Origin of the sequence: Legionella oakridgensis ATCC 33761 = DSM 21215 (genome assembly GCF_000512355.1) — a bacterium.
Taxonomy (GTDB): Bacteria; Pseudomonadota; Gammaproteobacteria; order Legionellales; family Legionellaceae; genus Legionella_A; species Legionella_A oakridgensis.
On the sequence record NZ_CP004006.1, the window covers coordinates 568,945 to 592,735 of the forward strand.

Sequence of the window (23,791 nt, forward strand, 5' to 3'; positions counted from 1 at the left end):
TATTTTTTTTAATAAAAAATTTATGGGAAATATAAAGAAAATAACTTCATAAAAATTAAAAGAATTTTATGTTATATTTTTAATAAAAATAGGAGGTTGAAATGGAAGACAATAACGTTCGTGTTTTAGCATATACTCTGGCGAGAATAATAGATAATAATGAATTATCTAAAGTATCTGGAGGTGCATCTCAAATGACTCATTCAGAGACGGTTAAAGGAACGGGTGGGAGCGGTCAAGGTGTGGATGTTGTATATGATCAAAGTGTTGATTGGTGAGCATATATTAGAAATATATGGGCTCTAAAAGAGCCCTAAAAAGTTAAAAAATAATTAATAGATATTGTCTAAAATGGAAAAAATGAAATTTCTAATTTTAACTGAGCCTGATGATACTCATGCTGTTATTGTAAAAATTGCCTTAGAAAAAATAGGGCATCATGTAAGGCTTTTGTTTACTGCTGATCAGCCAACTAAACAGAAAAATTCAGTTTTTATTGATAATGATAGTTATCAATGGAAGAGCACGGATAAACATGGCACTATTTTAGATCATGATTATGATGTCGTATGGTGGCGACGTGTACGGAAACCCTATTTACCAGAGAAAATTATACATCCAGAAGATTATAAATTTGCTATAAGAGAAAATAATTTATTTTATGAATCACTAACTAATAATATAGCGCCTAATGCCTGGTGGATTAATGCTAAAGAAGCATCAATTAGAGCAAATTCTAAATTATTACAATTAAGAATTGCTAGTCAGTGTGGAATGTTAATTCCAACTACACTTTGTTCGAATGATCCAAATGATATCCGTTATTTCCTATTAAAACATGAAAAAGATGGGGTTATATATAAACCATTATGTTCAAATTTTTGGTTTGAAGAAAAGCAAGTTAAGATTGCATACACATCAAAAATAACTTTTTTAGATCTCCCCAATAATAAATTATTGCAACTTTTGCCTGGAATATTTCAAAGAGAAATCAAGAAAAAATATGAACTAAGAATTACTTGTTTTGGTGACTATATTATTGCTGCAAAATTAAATTCCCAAATTCATCCAGAAGGTAGAATTGATTGGAGGGCAATACCTGAAGGAAAAATGAATATCGAGCCCTATAATCTACCTCATGATATATCGAATAAAATACGAGAATTTATGCGAAGGATTGGAATAATTTTTGGCTCATTTGACTTTATTGTTACTCATGATGATAAATATATATTTCTTGAAGTAAATGAACAAGGTCAATTCTTATGGATAGAAGAATATAACTCAAATTTCAGAATGTTAGATATTTTCATTAATTTTATTATTAATAGATCCAGGAATTTTGTTTGGAACCAACATGAATTTAGGCACGAAATTAAAATATATAAACATGAAGTTAGACATATAGTTAATCAAAATATTAAGAATCATGTTGATTTAAATAGTACACAAATAAAAAAATCGTAGAGACATTATGATAAAAATATTTATACTGACATTTTTTTTGGTATTTTCTATTGACTTACCAGCATCAAGTATAGTTGATTTATATGGAGATGATTCTGCTTTGTCAGAGATAATATTAAAAAAATACTCAAAAAGAGTTGGTGAAATTGAATCGTTATTTCAAGAAAAAATTAAAAAAAAATTACAGAATAATGATTTGGATTTTTCAATGGGTAAAGTTATAGAAAAAAAGAATAAATTAATTGAGGAAATAAAAAAAGAAGGTGGTTTTTTATATGTAAATTTTAGTACGGTTTTATATCCTGGAAGTAATAATAAATACACTACTATAGAAGTTGTTAATAAAAATCAACCAGATAGGCTTCGATTTGTCACATCAGAAATTAATGTTAAAAATGATAATAATAAAAAAGATGATTTAATAAATCAAATGATTATTTTTAGAAATATTGAAATAATATTAATCATAAATAATAAATTAAATATAAAAAATATGACATGTCCTGTTTATCACTGTATTAGTGGATTCAATCACGTTAAATTAAAGCCTTATTTGAAAATTTTTAATGATGGTGCAATCAAAGAAAAAAAACTAATTATTGATACTTTAAATAAAGATCATAATTCGGAAAGGCGAGCTGCTGCTGCCTTTTTGATAGGTCATTTTAATGACCCAGAAGAAATTATTAGTTTGTTATTACCCCATATTAATGATAACAATAATATTGTTAGAAATAATGTTATGCGAGTTATTGCTTCTACTATGTCTAAAGCAAAAATATATCATATTAATATGATACCATTTTTAGATTTACTAGATTCCCCGGAAAATACTGATAGAAATAAGGCATTGTATATACTCTCAAAAGCAATATTATCACCTTTTTCAAAAAAGAATATCATTATAAAAAATGGTGGTAATAAATTATTGGCATTATTGCGACTTAAACAACCTAATAATCATGATATTTCTTATGAAATCTTAAAGAAAGTTAGCGGAAGAGATTTTGGAGATAAAAATATAGATTCTTGGAATAAATGGCTAAGATCTGTCCAAAATTGATAATATCAAATATATCTATAATATATTTTAAATTTTTTATTTTAATGATAGCAATCATTTTTAAATAATTGTCGAAATATCTATTATGGAAGAGATTAATTTATTTAGAAAAGAAGTAATTGAAAATAAAAAAAATCAAAATCATGGATATATCTATATCAATACTCCTCCAAAATATATGACTATATCTATTGGGATTACAGTCATAGTAATATTGGTAGCTTTGTTTTTTATTTTCGCTGAATTTTCAGAAAAATTTAATGTGTTAGGATATCTTAATTCAACTGAAGCGGTTGTTAACGTTTACCCTAAAACCAAAGGAATAATTATTAAAAGCTATTTTCATAACGAAGATAAAGTAAGAAAGGGAGATAAACTATTTTTAATTGATACCTCGTATATTGGCATACATAAAAAGGAAGATAATAAGATATTTAAATTCTTGGAAAAAAGAAAAATATCTATTGAAAATGAGATTAAATATAAAACGCAATATCTGTATGAATTAGAAAAATTATTACAGAAAAATATTTATCATTGACTGTATACAATAAAAATAAATCAGAGCTAGTAGAGCTTAAAAATAAGAAAAATATTATTGATATGGATATCATTAAACATAAACAAAAAGACTCGTATGTAATTTATTCCCCAATAGATGGTATTATTTCTAGTGTTATGTATAAAAACGGACAATATGTAGATATACATAAGCCGTTATTAAAGATAGCTCCTTGTAATTCTGACCTGGTGGCTGAATTATTTATTCCAATAAAAAAATCAGGTTTCTTGAATAAAGATAATAAAATTATTATTAGATATGATGCTTATCCGTATGAGCGTTTTGGGAGCTATAAAGCTACGGTAAAAGAAATTAGCCAAAGCATTATGATGGATAATGAAGAAGAAAAACCAATATTAATTGGAGAGCCTTATTATAAAATTATAGCAAAATTGGATAAACAATATGTCATGATATATGGGAAAGAAAAAAAATTGCAGCATGGAATGACAATATCAGCAGTTATAGTTGGTCAAAAGAAAAAAATTTGGCAATGGGTATTAGACCCTTTATATAGCTATTATGGAACGCTATTTTTATGAACTTTAATAAAAAGATTTGTTTTGAAAGAAGTTATAAACTACCAATTATTCTTCAGGATGAAATTGCAGAATGCGGTTATGCATGTCTCGTGATGATAAGTAATTTTTGGGGGCATGATCTTGATCTACAAGCGATTAGAAAAATTAAAAAAATATCTAATAGAGGTATTACTTTGTTAGAATTAAAGTATTTATTTGAAGATTTGGGATTTATAGTACGAGCATTGAAAGTACCATTAGATGAATTTCATATGATTAGGTGCCCTGCAATATTACATTGGAATATGAATCATTTTGTTGTTTTGAAGAAAGTTAAAAAAAAACTCTATTATAATTCACGATCCAGCAATTGGAGTTAGGTATTGTAATATGGAGGAGGTCTCTAAATTATTTACTGGCATTGTCTTGGAAGTTGAAAGATCAATAAATTTTAGGAAAATTAAAAATAAAAATAAATTCAATTTATATGAATTATTTAAAAAAGTTAGTGGTATAAATAAATTTTTTATTTTCTTAATTTTACTTTCATTATCTATTGAAGTCTTAAGCTTATTAAATCCTTTATTCATACAATATATAACAGATAATGTAATTATTTCCAACGATGTAAGTAATTTGTACGTTATCTCAATAGCTTTTATTATATTAATATTTGTTCAAATTTATACGGAATATATTCGAGGTAATATGATAATATATTTAACGAAGAACTTAACTGAAAAATTTTCTTCAAACGTGGTTAAATATATTTTAAAACTACCTTTGGATTTTTTTGAAAAAAGACATAAAGGGGATATTCAATCAAAATTTAATTCTATCGATCAAATTCAGAAAAAAATTAGCACAGACTTTGTCAATACTGTCTTAGATGGGTTAATGGTCATCATTAACATAACAGTAATGTTTATTTATAATAAGATGTTAACAATGGTAGTAATTTTTACTTTGTTTATCTACTTTACTATAAGATATACGACTTATCATGTTGTAAAAAAACAGACAGAATCATCGATATTTCAATATGCCAAATCTGCATCAATATTTCTTGAAACTTTGCAATGCATAATTCCTATCAAATCCTTCTTGAAAGAGCATATCAGATTTAATGCTTGGAGAAACTCATATATTAATTTTTTAAATGCAGATATTAGAGTAGCTAAGATTAATGTTATCTATAACATTATAAATCAATTTTTGTTTAATATAGAGCATATTTTTGTGATATGTATTGGTGCATATCTCGTTTTAGTAAATAAATTTTCCGTAGGAATGCTAATTGCTTTTCTTTCTTATCGTCTCTCCTTGGTTAATAAGGCATCTTCATTTATTCAAAATATATTTGATTATAAATTAATTTCAATTCAGTTAAGACGGTTGAGTGACATATTATTTCAACAACCAGAAGTTATTGATACAGGTTTTGGTAATATTGAACAAATAAAAGGAGCATTATCTGTAAAAAATATTTCTTTTAGATATACTCTAAATGATAAATATATTTTAAATAATATTAGTTTAAATATAGAAGCTGGTGAAAAGGTTGCGATTATTGGTCCTTCTGGATGTGGTAAATCTACATTTTTAAAAATTATGATGGGATTGCTTGATAAAACGGAAGGTGAAATTTTTATTGATGGTATATCTATTAAAGATTTTGGATTAAGAAATTATAGATGTCTAACAGCTTGTGTAATGCAAGAAGATTCGCTAATGAGTGGTTCAATATTAGATAACATTACTTTTTTTGATGAAAATATTGATATAGAAAGAGTTTACAATGTGGCAAAACTATCCTTTGTGCACGATATAATATGTAAATTACCAATGGGATATGAAACTTTGATTGGTGATATGGGATCAACTCTATCGGGAGGGCAGAAACAAAAAATATTATTGGCTAGAGCATTATATAAAAAGCCTAAAATATTATTTTTAGATGAAGCAACAAGTCATTTGGATATAGTAAACGAAAAAAATATCAATAATTCCTTAAAATCTTTAAGGATTACCCAAGTTATAATTGCTCACCGCTTGGAAACTATTCAGATGGCTGATAGGGTAATAGATCTAGAAAGTATTAATAATTTGTGAAGATTCATGATGGAATTCTTGATGTGATTATAGGTAAGATTGATACCTCTCTCTATGAAATTAATTACATCTCAAAATACCCTGTATGCAGGCAATAATAATATTCCTTATTTCAAAAATAGACATAGGCTTAGGCTCTGTAAGTAAAATAGCAAGAAAGTGTGGGATTCCAGGAGTAGAAAAATCCTTTATTATATATAGTACAAAAAACCAAAAAATTAGCTAAACAAAAAACAACCAAAGAATTCTCTGTGCAGGACAAAATTTCATGAAGCAGCGCCTGTTATGAAATTAAGAGGAATAAGATGTTGGATAATTTTTCTAAATTCGGCAATTTTGCAACCAAAAGAGCTGAGTTTATCGCGAATAAAATCGAGACCATATTTGAAAAAGCTGGTTCTTGGCCTTAGTTGTTTTTTAATGGCTGTCCACTTAATTGGCCGTTTAATTGCCTGCCACTCCCCGGTTTTATGAGCCCAGGCAAAGGCAATAGCCATAAAAGCGAGCATTTTTTCTAATCGTGCAGAATGAGTAACCTGCGTTGACTCAAACTGAAATCCCCTCTGTTTAAAGGCTTGAAAAAGACATTCGATTTCCCACCGTCTTAAGTAGGTAGCTAGAGCAACTTTAGGGTTGGCATTAGTCACGATAATCATCAATTCATTGCGTTCGTTTTTACTGGCGGCAAGATAGAGTTGATGCTGAAACAAAGTCAGGCGCATATGAAAGACATGATGTACTCTTGGACTTAATCCTGCAAAGATTTCACCGGCGGATTTATATTTTTTGGCCCGGATTTTGACAGCCGTGTCATGCTTGATTCTCATATAAAAGGGTATATTGTGCTCTTGAAGCCAGGATATAAACGTTTTGTTGGGAAACTCCCTATCGGCAAGAACCGCTTCAATCGGATGAGTACCAAATTGCTGGATAAACCGCTTTAATAATGCAATTTGTTCCCTACCCGTCGAATGGCCCGCTTTAGGAAGCAAACGCCAATAGATAGGGATTGCAATACCTTCATAACAAATGGATAGCATGAATATATTGATTTTGCTTCGACCCCAAAACCAATTGGTTCGGTCAATGGATAAATAGAGTTTATCTGAGGAATGAAAGAACAATAAAAATAACCAGCGGGCTATAAAATCAAAATCAATCTCAAAGTCGCGAAAAAACCGCTGAATCCTTTTATAGCGTGATTCAATCAACGCCAATGAAGGCATAAAAACCGAAATCTCTTTAAAATTAATGCTCCGGGCCAGCAAAAAACCAATTAAAGCTCGCGCAAAAAAATTAATTCGAGCCTTGTGCCAACCTAAATGTTGACCTAATATGCCCTTTAACTCGCTGATGTTCTTCATTTATACCTCCTTTTTCGCGAAATGAAGTATAAATTATTTGAATTTAATCAGCGAGTTACCTTTGCTTCACCTCTAAATCCTCAAAAACCATCTAAATTTTGTCCTGCACAGAGCAAAGAATTAGAATTAGAGGAAATTATTTTATTCATCCGCAATAAACATAATTTTAGATCTCTCTAATATGGCATGGCCTGAGCCAATCTGATATTGCTAGAAAACTGAATATTAGTAAGACGCTTTCTCAAGAAAAAATAATAGTTATCGAATTCTCAATAGAATTACTGGTTCATATTTTTATATGGACGCCATTTTTAAGAGTGCATGTTACTATCTGCCGTTGATTTGAATGTCAAGGAAGTAAAAGGGGTATCACAATTGAAAAAATTGAAGAAAACGAGCATGTTGAATATAAAGGTGACGTCCGAATTACTGGTAGTATCGGTAAAAATGCTATTGTAATTATTAAAGATGGCCACTTAATGATTGATGGAAACATAGAATCTAACGCTAAAATTACTTTATCTCAGGAATGTTATGGTGTAGTCGTTACTGGGTGCTAATAATGACGGGGCTGGATATGGTATGATACCTTGTGGATCAAGTGAAGGCCCAGGGTACGGTATATAGAATGTAGAGTAACTTATAAAAAGTGAACGGAGTTTACAAAAAGATTAATGCTCCAGGACAAAAGCATGTAAGGACTCGAAGCAATCGCCGTTAAAACACGGCGATGCTATTTAATTGATTAAAATCTTTTTCCATTTTCGTTGCACCTTGAGCTGATTCTGTTTGTGCGAAGAAGGTGAATCGTCCAGTTGCAGCATAATGAATTCCAGCAATAATAGGATACAGTACAATAAGCGAGCAAAAAATCACGCTTACTTCTGCCCAGATATAATTAGTATTCCGATGAATATCGAGTAAATGTTGATTTTCTTGTAACAGCCTTTTGCAGGTGTTGCCACACTCCACTAACTCACTTTTTGTTTTTCAGGAGGGAGGTAGTGTGCATTAAAGGTTCTTTCTCTCAACTGATGTACCAAGGCACAAAGTTGCTCCCCTTCGCGTTTATGCGAGGTAGCCATCAAGGCTTTCCCCTTGTTTTCCAACAACTGAAAATAAGCATAGATTTCATTAAATAATTGTTGTTTTTGTGGATTATTAGTGAATATTGGATAGGGGAAAGTATCAAGTTTAATACCAGCTTTCACTAGGCTCTCTTTGCAATGCTGTATGGCTTCTTTTAAAAGATCTACATCGTTGGAACTGGAGTGCTCCACTGCTTCTAATAAATCACTTTTTAAGCGGCTAGCTAATTCTTGGTGGGTTTTTTCCAATTCTTTAAGATAAGCGAGCATTGATTCTAATGGTTTCTGTGTTTGAGGATTAGGTGATGCAACTGCCTCATTAAAGAATGTTATATAATCAGTTAAAGAAGAAGAATTGCTATTGAGTAATTGCGCGATAGGGGTAGGCCAATCGGACTCGGAAGACCATAATTGTTGTATGGTTAAAGATAAAAAGTTTGCAATGTCTGTGTAGGGCTTATTTAAATAAAGTGTTGGATTGAAATTTGCTAAACCATAATCAACGACATTGATTATAAATTGTTTGCGTGGACCTTGGTTATCCACGTGGACTAAAATATTACCTTGGTGAAGATCATTATGAATCAAATTTCTATCTACAACCTGTTCTTTAAATGCGTTAAGTAATGCTTTAGTTAATTCCAATTTTTCTGCACGTGTTAGATACGTTGACAACAAAAAGCGATGTAAGGTTTGGCCTGGTATTTCCCGCATTACCATAAGACCTTGATTAGGTACTTTCACATGTAAATGATCGGTAAAACGAGCGGATTGGAATTCATATAAGGCATCACGATGCGATTGATATTTTGCTACGCGATGCTTATTTTGCGCTTGAAAATGTCCATTTTTTCCTAAGCTTATTGTACATGCAACGCGATAGATTGCCCCATACGCTCCTCTTCCGAGTTGTTCAGAAGATAACATTTCATAGGCATAACCACGTTTGGGATCTTTTCTTTGTCGTGCAAAAACGATTTGTTGGAATGTGTAATCAGTGCCATTGTAAGTGAATTTTTCTCCTTGATGCCAAATGGATTTTCCTAAAAGACGCTGAGACTCTAAAAAATCCCAGATCCATTCATTCTGTGCTACATTGGTTGAATTGATTTGGATGGTCACAATGTTATCTAAAAAGCGTGTATTTGATCTTATTGTACAATAATTGATGATCCATGAGAAGAGGCCTTTATTGCGGCCAGACTCTTTTCCTCCACTGCATGGACCAAAAATTCCGGCTCTACACCAATTAAGGGGGCACTTTAATCAAATTAGTCTAGACTAAGTCCTTGATTTAGCGATCAAAAGGAGATTAAAGTGCCTAAGAACAATCTTATCCTAAATTTACCTGGATTTTCCATATTAAAAGTGAGTGGGTATCAACCCTTATTATTAGATGTAACTTATAACCGATTAGCTCGGTGTAGTCATTGCCAAAGTAAACAGGTTCGCAAGAAATCATCGTATATAAGAACAGTACACCATGAGTTAATAGGGCATCGTCGAAGTGTATTGAGGTTTAAAGCGTATAAGCTTTATTGTCATACTTGTTGTCGCTATGGTAATCAACAGTTTCCCGGTATCAATAAACATCAACGTGCTACTTGGCGAGCTCAAGCTGCAGTGTTTCATGAGCATAGCCGCGGGGTATCGCAAAAAGATTTATCAGAGCGTTATAAGAAAGGAAAAGCGACCATAGAGCGCTGGTATCAGCGGCATTATGAAGAGCAACATCGAGAATTAATCAATAAACCATGTCCTGTGGTACTGGGTATTGATGAACATTTTTTCAGTAAGAAAGAAGGGTTTGCAACTACTTTTTGTGACCTAAGAAAACATAAGATATTTGATGTGGTTCGTGGCCGTCGTGAGCAAGAATTAAAAGAATATCTCCAGCAATTACCTGGAAAAGAACGTGTCAAAGTGATTTGTATGGACTTGAGCAGTACGTACCGTTCCTTAGTAAAGAAGTACTTTCCTAATGCTATGATAGTGGCTGATAGGTTTCATGTAATCCGTTTAATTCAACATCAGTGTATGATGACCTGTCGAGAACTCTCCACTGAAATTAAAAACAATAGAGGTATCTTAGCCTTATTAAGAACAAGACCTGATAACTTAAGTGATGAGAAGAAAGTCAAAAGAGATGCGTTTTTCACTGAAAATCCTGCAATAGAGGCTATATATCAATTTCAGCAACAACTGCACTCACTATTAATGAAAAGGGCGCTAACACAGCATGAGTGCCGTAAAGTAATACCTACTTTCTTAGAAATGTTGGCTGAGTTAAAGCAAAGTGGTTTTAAAGCATTAGCATCATTAGGTAAAACACTTTGGGCTTGGAAAGATGAAGTGGCCAGAATGTGGCGATTTAGTAAGTCAAATGGAATAACAGAAGGCTTTCATCGCAAAATGAAACTCATTCAGCGAAGAGCTTATGGTTTTAGAAATTTTGAAAATTATAGAGTACGTGTTAAGGTCCTCTGCGGGTGATTAAAGCTGCCCCCTTAAATGGGAAAGAGCCAAAATTCCAGCACTCCTTTTGGACTACCTGTTCAATCAAATCTTTAATACGATGTTTATAATTAGACTACCTGTTGGGTTTGTTAAATAGGGCTTCTCATGCAAAGACTTAATAGCCTACTCACAGGTTTATCCACAGATTTTGTGGATAAATATGAAAATCAACGATGATTAAATCTTGCGATAAGCCTTGTATTTATTGAGTTTATAGGGTTTTGAGTGCTTGGTTGGGGAAGGGTTTGCAGATTGATCAAAAAGATATCCACAGCTTGATGCATAAGCATTTTACACGGCTTGGCACTAAATCTTACCAGAGAAAATTTAAAAAAACAGACTTGACGATTAACTATTTTTTAATGTAAAAAATATGTGATTTTTAATTATTCATATTGCTTATGCGAGAGACCATATTAATTCAAGGTATTATGGTCGATTACTGTCTTGCTCTCCAAGATCTTCCTCGCCTGTCACAGCAGCCTTATCCGCTTTATATTGACCTTTAAATTTCTGTGTAATATTACCTTTTTCCTCAGGAGCGTCTTCTTCATCTTCTTGGAGTTGTATGAACTTAACCGCACAAACGGATTTGGATTTTAACTGCTCACAGCTGATTAGCCATTTTATATCATTATCTTTGGTATAAATGAACTCATAACCATCTGCTGCAGAGACTCCTGCAAATTGACCAGTTTCGTTTTCTCTGAGGCCTTTAGCAGCTGCTGTTAAGGTAAAACTGTGAATATAACAATCAGAGCTTTTGTAAGAGCCCCACATCACAGCATCACTTTCTTTCAATGAAGTATAAAATCCTCTACCTCCAGCATTCACAAATCCCTGAGAAAGAGTTTTATTTTTCATTAATTCCGCATCCGTTAAAAGTCGTTCATAATTAGTTCCATGAAAAACCGTTGTGCCTTCTTCTAAAGTATGTGCGTACAATTCGAATTTATTTTGCATTTAAGCCTCACTTAGTAGTGACATTATCAAAAAAATCCATTTAAGTTTATGAGGAAATCTCAATAATACCCAATTCGACATTAGAAAATTGCAAATAGATATATCGGTTATACAATGGGTTTTTAAGTCCGATGAATATGGGATTTGGATATTGAGTTATAACCAAATGTGTTGATAAAGAAAGAAGAGAATGATGACGCGAAAAGATAATTGGACTTGGGGGCAAAAATTATTACTTATAGCCTTGGTTATTATCCTGTTTTTATTTGGGCTAAATTTTTTGTTAAGTTATATGGCTAATCGTCTTGTCAAAAGCGCTAATGTCGTAGGGATTGATACGAAAACAAATCATCTTGATCTGAATCTAAAAATCAGGGTTTTCCCCTATTTCAAATTGGGTTTTACAAACCTTGAGTATTCCTATAAGAATAAACCAGTCCTCAAGATTGAAGAGGCAAGTGCCCACCTATCATTTTTTGAATTATTTAAAAAGCGTGTGCACATTTACAATATGACGTTTAAGAATGGAATGATTAATCTTACAAATTTACCCCAAATGACGGTGCAAAAGGAACGTTATCATCGAGAAAGCGACCATTATGAGCAGGGGGCTGCCGATACAATAAAACAACAGAAAGAATCGCCCACGTCAACATTTAAAACGGCTTCTGAACGTGCTTTTAAGCTAGACCATGTTCAAATAAACAATCTTGATATTATTTACGCTAAATCTTCGACGAAACCTTTGCATTTTGAAAAAATCACCATGGAACATAATGCTGCCGACGAGTCATTTCTTATGAACCTGAATGGTGAATTTGTTGGACAAACAATAACTGGTTTTGCAGGAATTTACCCGCAAAAAGAGAAATTGCTCGATTTTACTCTTTCTTTAGGTAAGAACGTGGTTTCCCTTGCTCTCAATGATGCTCATCCAATGTGGGAAGGGAATGTTCGTGGTTTATTGTCTGATCCTCAAATGATTAAACAGCTGTTCCAGATTGCTCCCGAGAAATTACCTCAAAAGCTAGAGGCGGTTTTTTTAATTGCCAATAATAAAATTACCGTTTCGCCCATTAAAATCTCATTTCCTGAAGCAACACTTTCAGCGCGTTTTAGTCAAGAAGCTTCTTCTCCCATTAATATTGATATCAATATACCAGCTGCGCTTTTGACAACCTTATTTGATGTGCCAACTGCTTCTTGTCCGCTTCCAAATCTAATGACAAAACTTCTTAAAGGATTGAACACTAATATTATATTTATGATTGAAGCTAATAATCCGCAGACAGCTAGTGCTGTAAAAACGTCCGTTTTTATAGATCATGTAGGAATAAAATTTGACAATAATGCGTTACCTTCCAATTTTGAACAAACCTTGAAAGCTTGTTTTGATTATCAATTAGAAGAGGAAGATAGTGCAGTGACTTATCATTTTAGATAGGTTATTAGCCTTGGTGCATGTTGACAAATGGTTGCTGTTTCACGGATTGCTATACTGTAAATAGACCAACTCATAAAGAGAAGTTAACGTGGATGTTTCAAAATTTCTAAGCAAGGTTATTGGCCTGTATGAAATCATCATTAGCCTTGCTATGCTCATCAACATGAATCAATTCATGGCCAACATTCATGGATTAATGAATAATGCTCACTTAATGGTATACATAGGTTGTGTCACCGCGATTATGGGGATTTTGTTGGTGGTAAGTCATAACATTTGGCAATGGCATTGGCGTGTGCTGGTTACTATTGTGGCGTGGATTGTTTTCTTAAAAGGTGCCAGCATCCTCTTGTTTCCGCATGCGTTGGATCAGCTTACCTTGCATTTCGTGACTAACAGCATGTTTGCTTATTCTGTCGCAGTCGTGGATTTGTTGTTGGGTCTGCTATTTTGTTACTTCGGTTTCAGACATGAAACTTAGCATTTACAAGTTCTGTCTTCTATCTCAGCGGGTTCAGTGATATTAATTCGAGTACCTGGCTTAAGAGTTTGGTTAAATTGTGATTTTTCTCTGGTTTCTCGACCACAATAAATTGAAAATTTTATTAAATGGCTCTCTTTCGAGACGTCACGTGCTGTCAAACTAGAGCCGGCCAACCCTAAATGGCAATCTTGATGAATCACCGAGGCAAGGTTTGGTGGTGCCTCAAAATCAAGTTTTAAAGTATGTTCATGACCATGTAGTACGGAACAACTCAGGTAGGTTACCTGGCTTAAAGCCGATGGTTGTAACATCCATAATTGCTCATGCGATATATCTTTTTCTGCTAATATCCCTAACGTTAATTTACTGCCCGGACTGAGATTTTTGATGGATGTATCGTTTACCAATTCAAAAGTACTGCAAGCTTTAAAATATGAGCCATTGGTTTCAATGACCTGAAAAAGCACGCCATCGAGTTGTATGTAATCGTCTTTAGACAATGAATGCTTGCCAAGATTATGGCAAGTCAAAATAACTGTCTTAGTCTCAAGATGTTCTTGATATTCATGCACCTCAATGTCTTGATGAGCAAAACCTGAGAAAAAACAAAATAAATCGTCATTACTTCTTGGCATAAAACGATAGTCTCGGTAACTTCCCACGTCATCCCGAGTGCAGCGAGGGATCTGCCTGCAGTGGCACAATTTTTAAAGTAGCGATGGATACAAATCGTTCCATTCAGGATTCAATGCATTAATCAAATCATGCTTCTTTTTTCGAGACCACCCTTTGATTTGTTTTTCTCGCTCAATAGCCATGACGATGCCTGAACAAACTTCAAAATAAACCAGTCGATCCACATTGTATTTTTGGGTAAATCCAGCCACCAGTTTATTTTTGTGTTCATAAACACGGCGTATCAAATCATGGGTAACACCGGTATACAAAACATTATTGTGTTTATTGGTCAGAAGGTAAACGCAAGACTCCGTACGCATATACTATTCCTTGCTCTGTTGGACTGTATTGTTATCTCAGATTCCTGATAACACAGGGATAGTACCAGAAAATATAGATTGGATGGAACTGATAATGCTTAATCCTTGTTTACGGATCGTACTGATAAATCCTCGGATACGAGCAAATTGTTCAGCGCCTTGAGCGGTCCGAAAACCACCGGATATTTTTTGTTTGCATTTCATCATTCGTAAATCACGCTCAGCATCATTATTGGTAAATGGAACTGCCAGATCATGAAAAAACCGTAAAACGTCTTGTTTGTAATGAAATAAACGCCACAAGAGGTTGTGACCTGTCCGTCGAGGTTGTCGACCCTGTTTGCCTTTGCATGGCAATGGCGGCAGCGTTTCATGATACGCCAGCCCATCTCGAATAATCTTCTTGTAGATGTTGGTCAACCGCTTGATGCGAGCAACAGGTATTGCATGATGTTCATTAAAATGACGACAGCGAAGAGCAACACGTAATAGTCGGGTCATAGCCTGTGCCCATGGTTCTTTGTCATGCTCGGTTATTGCTTTTAATTCATGCAAGTGATGCTGGTTGCATAGGGCATGCTCCACACCTCCCAAATTGTAATAACTTTTCCAGTGATCATGAATGACGGTACCTGAAAGGCCATCCAGTAATGATTTTCGTTTTGGAGATATGTGATAATAAGTTGCCGTTTTAGTCGATGCCACATGCAACCATTGTGTTTTTCCGGCCACACGAAACCCTGTTTCATCCAGGTTTTTTACGGCAGCAGTTTTGACTGCAGACAATACCGATTCTTCAAATGATGCCAATGTATCAAAGGCAATCCGGTTATATCCAGTCCGTGTTGCAGTAGCCAGTTGAATTCCGTACAGGTCATAAAACAACTGTTGCAGCCTGTCTTCTGGAATAAAATGCTGATATTGATAATACACGCTCCAACTACGAATAACTTCACCGTATTGGACAGGGGCAAGAACACCTGCAGGAAATGCTGCTGTTATCGTTTTATTACAGCACTCGCAATATTTTACTTCAGCCTGATGTTCCGTGACTTCAATTTTGGGTGGTGGAATATCAAAAACCTGGCGCTTCACAATTCCAATCACCGGCGTTGAAACTAATGAACCATAACAATCCGGGCATGTTAGCAATAGTCGTACGGGGTAGTTTGCCTAACCCGTCACTTGAGGGGGGCTTTGAGCTGTTGCTGCTATTCTTGTTCAGTCGTTTTTCCAGCTCTGCTATTCATGCAGCTATTTGATCATAACCGCATAATTTTTCAAGTGTTTTTTACATTAATTTAATACCTGCCAGTTGCTGGAGATCCCTCGCTGCACTCGGGATGACGTGGGGAGTTACTAGTCTCGTTAAATTGCTAATATTTTATCATTTTTAGAGCGTGCAGTCATTATCATATCTTTTGAGGATTATAAAACAGGAGTTAAATCCCAGCGTCTTCAAATTGACAATCATTTATCATGTGGTTAAAATCGATCCTAAATTACCATTTTATAGACATAGAGTAAAGTACGTATGTTAACAAAACGAGGTATTGGATTAGCTTTAGAAAATGAAATTTATAAAAATCCTTTCTTGCAACAATGGCGCTTATATTTTTCCAGCCACTCACCGGAATCAGAAAGTAATATAAGAGCCATATTGAAAGGAACGGGGTTTGAATTAGTTTCATTTTATTCTGGTAGAGAGCGACCTTATTTAGAAACGTACGATACACATATGGAAATCAGAAAAACTGAAGAGGCCAATCCATTATGGAAGGATTTAATCCAACATATTATGGATGCTACCGAAGAAAATCGTAAGCGTCTCAGTAATGGTGTTAACCGCCTTTTAGCCGCCAATCCCACAGAATCAGAATGGCAATTCAGACTTGAATCAATCTATGATCGGCGTGTAGTCGATGAGATTTGTACCCAACTTAATCAAGAGGGGTTTATCGCCAAGTATGAGGAAGGATACTATAACCCATTCGATAGTTATCCTGCGCACATTAAAATTATTCGACATAATGCGAAGCCTTCTGCTGGGAAATATTCAGCGAATATACAGCCTCTACCTCGGCGTAAAACTTACGATGAGATTGCAAGAGAGTTTTCTCCTGAATTTATAGATTTTTTTGAAAATGCTTTTCCCAATACAAGTTATCGCCCATCCCCTTATTTTTTTGACGGTTATGGGCATTTTCAGTTATCAGAAACGCGTCAAGGTTATCTTTTTGAAGCTCGTATGGAGCAGGGAATAAATAAAAAATTTTTGATTCCTTACGCTTATGATCCATTTAATCCTGGAATAAGATTACATACAGTTTATTTAGAACCAGATGTATTGTTATTATCGCCTCAGTCAGAGAAGATGGCATTGAATAATGAAAAACTTCATATTGTTTTCATGCATTTGCTGCTGATAAATACACATTTAAACGCTACCTATGAGGTATTGAAAGAAAAACCAACGATTACCGTGCTACCATCATGCATTACTGACCATCTCGTTACTACTAAATCAAAATCTAAAAAAATGTCTGCTTTCGATGGATGTATAAAGCTTATTAAGCTTGCCGTTAATAACTTATTATTAATAGAACCTTTTAATGATGTACAAAGTCCAGAGCGTACGGCGTTAATGATGTTTGAGTGGAATGTTGGAAAAAAATTAGAAGCACTCATGCTTGATCAGAGTAAACAACCTAAAGCATTCAATCCGGCAGAAGTGAGAGCTATGTATAACGCAGAAGTAAACACATTAATACAAATATTAAAAAATCAAGAGCTAAAAAATAAAGTATATTCAGTCTTGATGGCCACTTGTGGTTTGGTATTAGGTGTTCTTGCTGCGGTACCTTTGGGCATTCCATTATGTTTTTCTTCTGTTAGGAGTTATATCGGCTCTTTTTTGTTTCCCCCCAAATGTCTGCACAGCAATTTCAAAGACAAATGCAAGAAACCATGATTCAGTTACAAGAAGTAATATCTAATCAAATAGAGGGGGCTGACATACCTGCTGTTATTAGACCTGAGACGTCGGAACTTGCGCTGTGATACAAATATTTACAGGGGCGCAAGATTAATTTTTTCTATCCATTGATTTTCTGCATTTTCTTACCTTTTTTATTAATCGATTATTTCCCTGGATTTATAATGAATAAATTTACAGTTTAAAAAAGCTTGACTATGACGTTGCGTCATACATTAACCTTGGAAACAAGGAGGAAAAAACGATGAAACAATGGCAAGCAAAAGAGTTTGCAAATCTTGCGCAAGTGTCAGTACGTACACTGCATCATTATGACAAAATTGGTTTGCTCAAACCCAGTTTGCGCCAAAGTAACAATTATCGTTTGTACTCCGAAGAGGATTTATTAAAGTTACAACAGATTATTGCGCTTAAATTTTTTGGTTTTGAATTATCTCAAATCCAGGAATTTCTTACCAGAAATGATGATGTGCCTGATAACCTTGCTATGCAATCCAGGTTCTTACGGGAAAAAGCAGCATCATTAATGGAAGCAAGTGCCATATTAGATCGAATATCTCAAGATTGTAACAATAATAAATCCATCCCTTGGAAAAAAGTTATCGAACTTATTGAGGTATATAAAATGACGCAACAACTTGAAGATACCTGGGTTAAAGAAATCTTTACGCCCGATGAGCTGAAGGAGTATGCAAAATTCGAAACAGAGTTGAAATCAAATTCGACACCAGAACAAAAGGAAAGGTTTGAAAAAGATTGGTTTAATCTTGTTGAAGAATTTAAGAATCATTTGCACGAGGATCCAAATTCCGAAACGGGTATTTATTTAGGGAAAAAATTGATGGATTGGGTTAACAATCTATATGGTAAGAAATATGCGCACCTTCGAACTAAAAAATTCGAAAAAGGTTTTGGTGAAGGAAAGGGACTTGAACAGCATGGATTGACGCCAGAAATTGTAGCTTGGATGGATAAGGCAATGGATGCTTATTTGAAACAACGTGCTTATAGCATTTTGGATAATGTTGGAAAAATTTCTTCATCTAAGTTATTGCAAAGCTGGAATCAATTAATGGATGAAATATGTGGTGAGCAAATAGATAAAAAAGCGACTATCACAGCCATTGCCTTACAGGATGAAAAAATCAGTCCGAAAGCCAAAGAATGGTTAAAATCTGTATACAAGCTATAAGTGTTTAAGCCATGGCCTTCTTTTTATAGAAGGTCGTGGTTGATCAGAGACTAAAATGTAATCTACTTTAGACGCTTATCTTGTTTTTGGTTTGGTATCTTCTGAGTTATCCTCAGTTATTTCATTTGACATTTTATGGTGAAGTTTTTCAAGTTTATCTTGACTATTTGTATTTGCGAAAAATAAAGCATGTCCAGTGGTCTTATAATGGAGATAGTGAACAGCACCTAATGTAAGTGCTGCAATAAAATTAACAACTCCTTTCAATATATATCGAGCAATTTTTGATGAGGTGCTTCTATCGTTACCTAAAACATCTCGACAGTAATTATCTTTTGCCAGATTAAGATTTTTAATTAGTTCATTTTTGCTATTTGAATCTTTTGAAAGCGCCGTATGGAAAGTTTCTAAGGCCTTGAAACAATCAATGAAGTAATATTTTGAATGTTCTACGGCACTTTGATGTTTACTTTTATTATCTTTTAAATTTAATAAAATATCATTTACTGCTGAGTGAATTTTTTCTACGCTGGCGCAAAATTCTTTATTATCAATCATTAACTGTATTTGATCTTGTGTGAGTGTTTCTCCAGCCAAATCTACAATCGCTAAAAGAGCATGGTTTGATAGTTGTTCATGGTGTTCAACGAGTATTTTTCTAATAAATTCGTTGCTTGACAATAGATGTAAATGTTTTGAGGTTAATGGTATATTTCTGTCGTTTAAGAGTTTAGAAACTTCAAAAAATTCCCTTGGTTTTTTATGTCATAGGTATCAATGATGTTTTGACGGAACTCAAAATAAAACTTTGCAATGTTATTATAATATTGCCTTCCTTTTAATTCATTACATTGCTTCATTAAATTATTTAATGTAAACAATAGTGATAAAGCATCTGATTCATTGATTAGAGGTAACGAACTTAATACGTTATTGGCCAGTGCCATTACAATAACCTGTTCGGTGATTGCAAGATGATCGTCATTTTTAGCATAGGTGATCAGTAATTTCAGAGCATCTTGAGGTTTAAAATGATGAGCCAGATATATCTGCGCGGTCTGAACCAGGCAATCCAAATCGTCGGATGCATCCGGACTAAGCCTAATTTGATCCACGACGCGGGCTAACGCTGTACTAAAATGCCCAAAACTATCTCTTTGATCGATAATGCCCCGTGAAGCATCTCTCAGCTCTTTTTGTGTGGATGTAACAAAATAAAGCTCATTGAGATTGGATAACATGTCTCGATGCTCTACAACCTTCCTGGAGGCAAGAGAGGTTTGGGTTAAAATATTTCTTAACAAAGCGCCGTTACTGAAATGTTGTTCTTTAATTTCTTCTAAGGTATCGCCACAAATAGAGCTAATATAAGCACCAACTCGAAGATCTAAATGCTTTGCATAGTCTTCCCGAGAATATTCTTGCATCTCCCTAATGACATCACTGTCAAATTGGTCTTTTGAACAAATGGCCAACATGCGCCCATACTGTGCTTGATCTGCATGAATCATTCCAAATTTTTGATGGCTTTCGTGAATAATGATGGATAATTTTCCTGTATTGATTAAATGTTGAACTTCCGGATCTAAGTGCAAATTTTTATACAGAGCAGTTGTAGCATCAATAATCAAGGTAACAGGCTTTGTTCTTTTCGCCTCAATAATATTTCGTTTTACAAACTTATTAATATCAACCCCAGGCGTTAAACCTTCTGGGTTTACTATAGGGCCAGCGGATAACACAAAAATATCAGCGTCCGCACTACTGGTTGTTTTGGTAATATAATCAAATTCAAAATAGCTTGGTTTAAATACTTTAACTAATGGTGGTTCTCCTGATGGCGTTTTCATTTTCAATGCCAGCTTCATTGCTAGCATATACGCATTGGTACCAGACATTGCTGGACATGCCAGAAAACTGGCTTTATCCATAGTTGCACTGTCTATTGCTAATGATTTATCCAGCGTGTGCCGAGACTCTGTAAGAAAATCACTAAAGCCTTGCTCCAAATCTTCTGCTTCTGTTCGTTCTAGCAGGGAGAGGCTTATCTCATGAATGGTTGCGTATACAGAAAAAGCAAACTTAGGATAATCGTATTCATAAAACGTATTTGCCATGTCTATCATGCAGGCAATGCGTTGTATCGCTTCAGGTTTTATATTTTTAGGTAGATTTTTTAAAATTTTTGTAAGCATACTGCTAATTTTTGCGTCGGATGATGAAGATCTCTTGCGATGAATGAGAGCTTATCATAAATGCTACTTTCGATTAATTCTTCGGAGGTTTTAGGTAAGTTATCATCCAGAGTTATTTTTTTGGGGATAACAAATTCATCTTTATTTTGAATATTAACAGCTATCTCCCACGGAGATGCGATTAGCCCTGCCGCTCTCAAGACGCGAATAATCTGTGCCTTATTATGGCCATGCTTTGGTAAACATAACAAACCGACGGAGTGATTTTCATCCCTGATAATTCGAGGAAGTTCATGTGGGAAAAAATGATTATATATTTCTAAAATGGGTGTATTTTTCAACAATGTAACAGGAATAAAGGTATGGCTGGCCTGTTCTTTTAGATCAATTCTAAATTCCTGTAGCAGTTTATCAAGCAAATCACCTGAAAGATCATCATCACGATGATAAAAAGCGCCTCTATGAATATATGGATTATTTATTCGATGTTTTGAGGAAAGATTCAATTCCGCGACATGCCTACCGAACATAATGTGTGATAGTAAGTATTGTTCATCACCTTTATCCATTAGAGAGAGGTAAGTAAAATAAGGACTTTCTACAATGGCCTGCTTTACTTTTCTTTTACGCCAAACTCTTTGGATGACTGTCGCTGCATGTGCCTTTTGTTGCTCATCAGGCTCTTTTCGTGGGCTATCGCTTCTGTCAGCATGAGTTGGCTCATGCTTTTTAGGCAGACTTAATTTAGCGACATTTTCTTCAATGAAGCGATTTAAATCTCGTAATGCTTTATTGGCTTCAATTAATTTCATAATTATACAAAGCATATTGCCTTATATTTATATTAATTGAGTAATATTAAGTCTTTATTAAGTAGGCAGGTAGGCGCACTCTTTATTTATATAAAGGTTGTTAAGAAGGAAATAAGCAGAAATTAAGGCGAAACTAATTTAATTGTTTTCAAATTGAGGGTTTAGCATGCCAATGAAAGTTTTCCCTTTGGGGAATTAACTTCAGGGAAAACGATGGATATGTTAGTTGATATCGGTTTTATATCTATTGGCCATAGCCTCTAATTTGTCTATGTCAGAGGAACACAGGTATGCTTTCATTTCATTTATTTTTTCGTCCGACCACTCATAAATATTGAGTGCTAACAGTCGCTTTATTGTCTCATTATCAAAACGTTTTTTAACGATTTTTGCGGGATTGCCTGCAATAATCGTGTAGGGTTCTACGTCTTTTGTAACGATTGCATTAGCGGCTATAACCGCACCTTCTCCTATTTGGATGCCAGGCATTATCATTGCGCGCATGCCTATCCATACACCGTCACCTATCACGGTATCACCGCGCGATTCATAGGATTCGATGTAGTTATTTTTAAAGGGGTATAGACTAAACCAATCAACTCGATGATTATTATTGCCTCCTAGCATGATTACTGCTTCTGCAGCAATACAAACATAATCACCTATGTATAATTGATCTATTTTCCAACGAGGTTCCCAATGATTGAGACTATATTCATCTCCATATAGATAGCGTACGACGGATTCCTCAAAATTATCGGTCCAGGCATTTGAGTAGTAGCTATGCGTGCCTTTAATATGAATATTTGGATTTTTAACACTTTGATGAAGTAGTTCTATCTTAGACCAATGCTTCTTAGTCATTTATTACTCAGGTAGCTATGAAATTGGCTAATATTCACACGTACTAGGGATTAGAGCAATAAAATATATTAAAGATTTTTGATAAAATTGTATCGTTTCATATTTGAAACGTTTGACGTTGATTATCAACGGTCATTTGTTCTTCAAGTTGCGATTTAAGATTGATAAAGTCTATTGTTCGTATTTCATACAACGCTCGCATGGCGGCTAAATCCAAAAGTGCACGGCCATAGGGTACTGAGCGGGAGCCTTGTGCCGGCTGGCGGCTGTCCAAACCTTTCAATATAGCAAAATCAACACCTAATTTAGAATTAGATGAAAACCAATTTTCGTGCTTACGAGTTAGCCAATTATAAAATTGTTTTGATGATTTTGGCTGTGAGGTAAAGTGAGGTACTGGGTAAAAAGGTTTGTCAGAGCAGTACTCATACACAACATGCATCGGTAGAAGTTTTTGTGCACCACCAACTCCTTCTCGCCATTGCTTATTAATAGCATCCCAATTTTTAATTCCGGGTACGTTCGTGGAATCCACTTGCGTTTGCAGTTCTTTAATGATGGTGTTTGCAAAATCAAAATGCTTTTCGGTGATTGTTTCTTCGTGAAATCTATAGGTGACGCCTTCTGTAATTACTTTCTCGTATTGAGAAAGTAATTTTGCTAATACTGCTTTACCTTCTTCGTTTTGGGGTATGCAATGAAGCATCATCGTCCACATATGCTTATCCAGGGCCCAAAGCGCATATTCAAAAGCACTGATATGTTCAAAGGTTCGCCCAGAGCAATCCGTTATGCGATCCTTTTTAAACATTAAACTCACGTCATTGTTTAATATCGTACGAACCGCATCATGCTCACCACGCACGATATGCCCTAACAGCTTGCGAACGTCCGCCATGGGTTTATATAAAGCCCTATACTTGGTTGAAGCGATAGAAAGTTTTAATAAATCAGCTGTGGATAAATACTGCGCTTTTTTTCTTTGGATTTCCTGCGGGAATTTATCAAGCAATTCAGTGCCTGGCATGCGTTTTGTCTTAATGGTAAGTCAATTTGGAAGAAGTATTATACCTGAGTCATTTGGATATTAATATATCTATGTGGGTTATAATAATCCATAAATAATTGCTTTCAAAAACTTATACATCAA

At 34.3% G+C, this 23,791-nt stretch carries 24 protein-coding genes and 1 pseudogene; 12 read left to right on the forward strand and 13 right to left on the reverse strand.

The window, feature by feature from the left end:
• Nucleotides 1-101 precede the first annotated feature (101 nt).
• From LOA_RS14625 to LOA_RS02840, 7 genes are all read left to right on the forward strand, one after another.
• Nucleotides 102-278, forward strand: a complete 177-nt coding sequence (locus LOA_RS14625) for a hypothetical protein (RefSeq protein ID WP_155831610.1) — start codon at nt 102-104, stop codon at nt 276-278.
• A gap of 82 nt (nt 279-360) precedes the next feature.
• A complete protein-coding gene (locus tag LOA_RS02820) occupies nt 361-1,467 on the forward strand; it encodes an MvdC/MvdD family ATP grasp protein (protein ID WP_025385054.1) in 1,107 nt (368 codons plus the stop codon).
• Between the two features lie 7 nt (nt 1,468-1,474).
• Nucleotides 1,475-2,530, forward strand: coding sequence for a hypothetical protein (locus LOA_RS02825; protein ID WP_025385055.1), 1,056 nt, complete (start codon nt 1,475-1,477; stop codon nt 2,528-2,530).
• Between the two features lie 85 nt (nt 2,531-2,615).
• Entirely contained in the window at nt 2,616-3,071 is a 456-nt protein-coding gene (locus tag LOA_RS02830; protein WP_025385056.1) for a hypothetical protein, read from the forward strand.
• Nucleotides 3,068-3,634, forward strand: coding sequence for a beta-barrel domain-containing protein (locus LOA_RS02835; protein ID WP_025385057.1), 567 nt, complete (start codon nt 3,068-3,070; stop codon nt 3,632-3,634). Before LOA_RS02830 ends, LOA_RS02835 begins: the two co-directional genes overlap by 4 nt.
• Entirely contained in the window at nt 3,631-3,993 is a 363-nt protein-coding gene (locus LOA_RS13585) for a cysteine peptidase family C39 domain-containing protein (protein ID WP_052335870.1), read from the forward strand. The genes LOA_RS02835 and LOA_RS13585 overlap by 4 nt, the downstream gene beginning before the upstream one ends.
• A 46-nt stretch (nt 3,994-4,039) precedes the next feature.
• Nucleotides 4,040-5,725 carry a peptidase domain-containing ABC transporter gene (locus tag LOA_RS02840; protein ID WP_158423009.1) on the forward strand — a complete coding sequence of 562 codons (1,686 nt, stop codon included), beginning with the start codon at nt 4,040-4,042 and terminating at the stop codon, nt 5,723-5,725.
• A gap of 266 nt (nt 5,726-5,991) precedes the next feature.
• Here the strand turns inward: LOA_RS02840 and LOA_RS02845 are convergent, their stop codons facing one another.
• The 3 genes from LOA_RS02845 to LOA_RS02855 all read right to left on the reverse strand — a co-directional run bounded on the left by LOA_RS02845 (nt 5,992) and on the right by LOA_RS02855 (nt 9,299).
• Nucleotides 5,992-7,089 (reverse strand): IS4 family transposase, encoded by a 1,098-nt coding sequence (locus LOA_RS02845; protein ID WP_025385058.1) that lies wholly within the window; start codon nt 7,087-7,089, stop codon nt 5,992-5,994.
• Between the two features lie 717 nt (nt 7,090-7,806).
• On the reverse strand, nt 7,807-8,061 hold the full coding sequence (locus tag LOA_RS02850) for a hypothetical protein (protein ID WP_025385059.1): 255 nt from the start codon (nt 8,059-8,061) through the stop codon (nt 7,807-7,809).
• A complete protein-coding gene (locus tag LOA_RS02855; RefSeq protein WP_025385060.1) occupies nt 8,061-9,299 on the reverse strand; it encodes an AarF/UbiB family protein in 1,239 nt (412 codons plus the stop codon). The genes LOA_RS02850 and LOA_RS02855 overlap by 1 nt, the downstream gene beginning before the upstream one ends.
• 195 nt (nt 9,300-9,494) lie before the next feature.
• On the opposite strand from LOA_RS02855, the gene LOA_RS02860 reads away from it, so the two are divergent.
• Entirely contained in the window at nt 9,495-10,670 is a 1,176-nt protein-coding gene (locus tag LOA_RS02860; RefSeq protein ID WP_025385061.1) for an ISL3 family transposase, read from the forward strand.
• A 453-nt stretch (nt 10,671-11,123) separates the two neighbouring features.
• Here the strand turns inward: LOA_RS02860 and LOA_RS02865 are convergent, their stop codons facing one another.
• Nucleotides 11,124-11,657, reverse strand: coding sequence for a hypothetical protein (locus tag LOA_RS02865; protein ID WP_025385062.1), 534 nt, complete (start codon nt 11,655-11,657; stop codon nt 11,124-11,126).
• 190 nt (nt 11,658-11,847) lie between these two features.
• Here LOA_RS02865 and LOA_RS02870 point away from each other — a divergent pair, with 190 nt between their 5' ends.
• Together LOA_RS02870 and LOA_RS02875 are read left to right on the forward strand one after the other, a co-directional pair.
• Nucleotides 11,848-13,101, forward strand: coding sequence for an AsmA family protein (locus LOA_RS02870; protein ID WP_025385063.1), 1,254 nt, complete (start codon nt 11,848-11,850; stop codon nt 13,099-13,101).
• Nucleotides 13,102-13,189: 88 nt separating this feature from the next.
• Nucleotides 13,190-13,582, forward strand: coding sequence for a hypothetical protein (locus LOA_RS02875; protein WP_025385064.1), 393 nt, complete (start codon nt 13,190-13,192; stop codon nt 13,580-13,582).
• On the opposite strand, the gene LOA_RS02880 is transcribed toward LOA_RS02875, so the two are convergent.
• The 4 genes and pseudogenes from LOA_RS02880 to LOA_RS16145 all read right to left on the reverse strand — a co-directional run.
• A complete protein-coding gene (locus tag LOA_RS02880; RefSeq protein ID WP_147370105.1) occupies nt 13,579-14,247 on the reverse strand; it encodes a hypothetical protein in 669 nt (222 codons plus the stop codon). The two genes, LOA_RS02875 and LOA_RS02880, sit on opposite strands and share 4 nt — an antisense overlap.
• Nucleotides 14,248-14,292: 45 nt before the next feature.
• Nucleotides 14,293-14,583, reverse strand: a complete 291-nt coding sequence (locus tag LOA_RS02885) for a GIY-YIG nuclease family protein (protein ID WP_025385066.1) — start codon at nt 14,581-14,583, stop codon at nt 14,293-14,295.
• Between the two features lie 36 nt (nt 14,584-14,619).
• On the reverse strand, nt 14,620-15,735 hold the full coding sequence (tnpC, locus tag LOA_RS02890) for an IS66 family transposase (RefSeq protein ID WP_025385067.1): 1,116 nt from the start codon (nt 15,733-15,735) through the stop codon (nt 14,620-14,622).
• 10 nt (nt 15,736-15,745) lie between these two features.
• Nucleotides 15,746-15,829: pseudogene (locus LOA_RS16145) on the reverse strand (DUF6444 domain-containing protein); the annotation flags it as partial.
• 288 nt (nt 15,830-16,117) lie between these two features.
• On the opposite strand from LOA_RS16145, the gene LOA_RS02895 reads away from it, so the two are divergent.
• The gene (locus tag LOA_RS02895; RefSeq protein WP_025385068.1) at nt 16,118-17,554 is read left to right on the forward strand and encodes a hypothetical protein; all 1,437 of its coding nucleotides are present in this window, start codon (nt 16,118-16,120) and stop codon (nt 17,552-17,554) included.
• Between the two features lie 268 nt (nt 17,555-17,822).
• Nucleotides 17,823-18,770 carry a MerR family transcriptional regulator gene (locus LOA_RS02900; protein WP_025385069.1) on the forward strand — a complete coding sequence of 316 codons (948 nt, stop codon included), beginning with the start codon at nt 17,823-17,825 and terminating at the stop codon, nt 18,768-18,770.
• Between the two features lie 75 nt (nt 18,771-18,845).
• On the opposite strand, the gene LOA_RS02905 is transcribed toward LOA_RS02900, so the two are convergent.
• The 5 genes from LOA_RS02905 to LOA_RS02920 all read right to left on the reverse strand — a co-directional run bounded on the left by LOA_RS02905 (nt 18,846) and on the right by LOA_RS02920 (nt 23,668).
• A complete protein-coding gene (locus tag LOA_RS02905) occupies nt 18,846-19,451 on the reverse strand; it encodes a hypothetical protein (RefSeq protein ID WP_148294856.1) in 606 nt (201 codons plus the stop codon).
• Nucleotides 19,452-19,492: 41 nt separating this feature from the next.
• Nucleotides 19,493-20,965: a hypothetical protein gene (locus LOA_RS13590; RefSeq protein ID WP_025385071.1), complete on the reverse strand. Its 1,473-nt coding sequence runs from the start codon at nt 20,963-20,965 to the stop codon at nt 19,493-19,495.
• Nucleotides 20,947-21,777 carry a hypothetical protein gene (locus tag LOA_RS13595; protein ID WP_025385072.1) on the reverse strand — a complete coding sequence of 277 codons (831 nt, stop codon included), beginning with the start codon at nt 21,775-21,777 and terminating at the stop codon, nt 20,947-20,949. Before LOA_RS13595 ends, LOA_RS13590 begins: the two co-directional genes overlap by 19 nt.
• A gap of 222 nt (nt 21,778-21,999) precedes the next feature.
• Nucleotides 22,000-22,641, reverse strand: coding sequence for a CatB-related O-acetyltransferase (locus LOA_RS02915; RefSeq protein ID WP_025385073.1), 642 nt, complete (start codon nt 22,639-22,641; stop codon nt 22,000-22,002).
• Nucleotides 22,642-22,738: 97 nt separating this feature from the next.
• Nucleotides 22,739-23,668 (reverse strand): hypothetical protein, encoded by a 930-nt coding sequence (locus tag LOA_RS02920; RefSeq protein ID WP_025385074.1) that lies wholly within the window; start codon nt 23,666-23,668, stop codon nt 22,739-22,741.
• Nucleotides 23,669-23,791 lie beyond the last annotated feature (123 nt).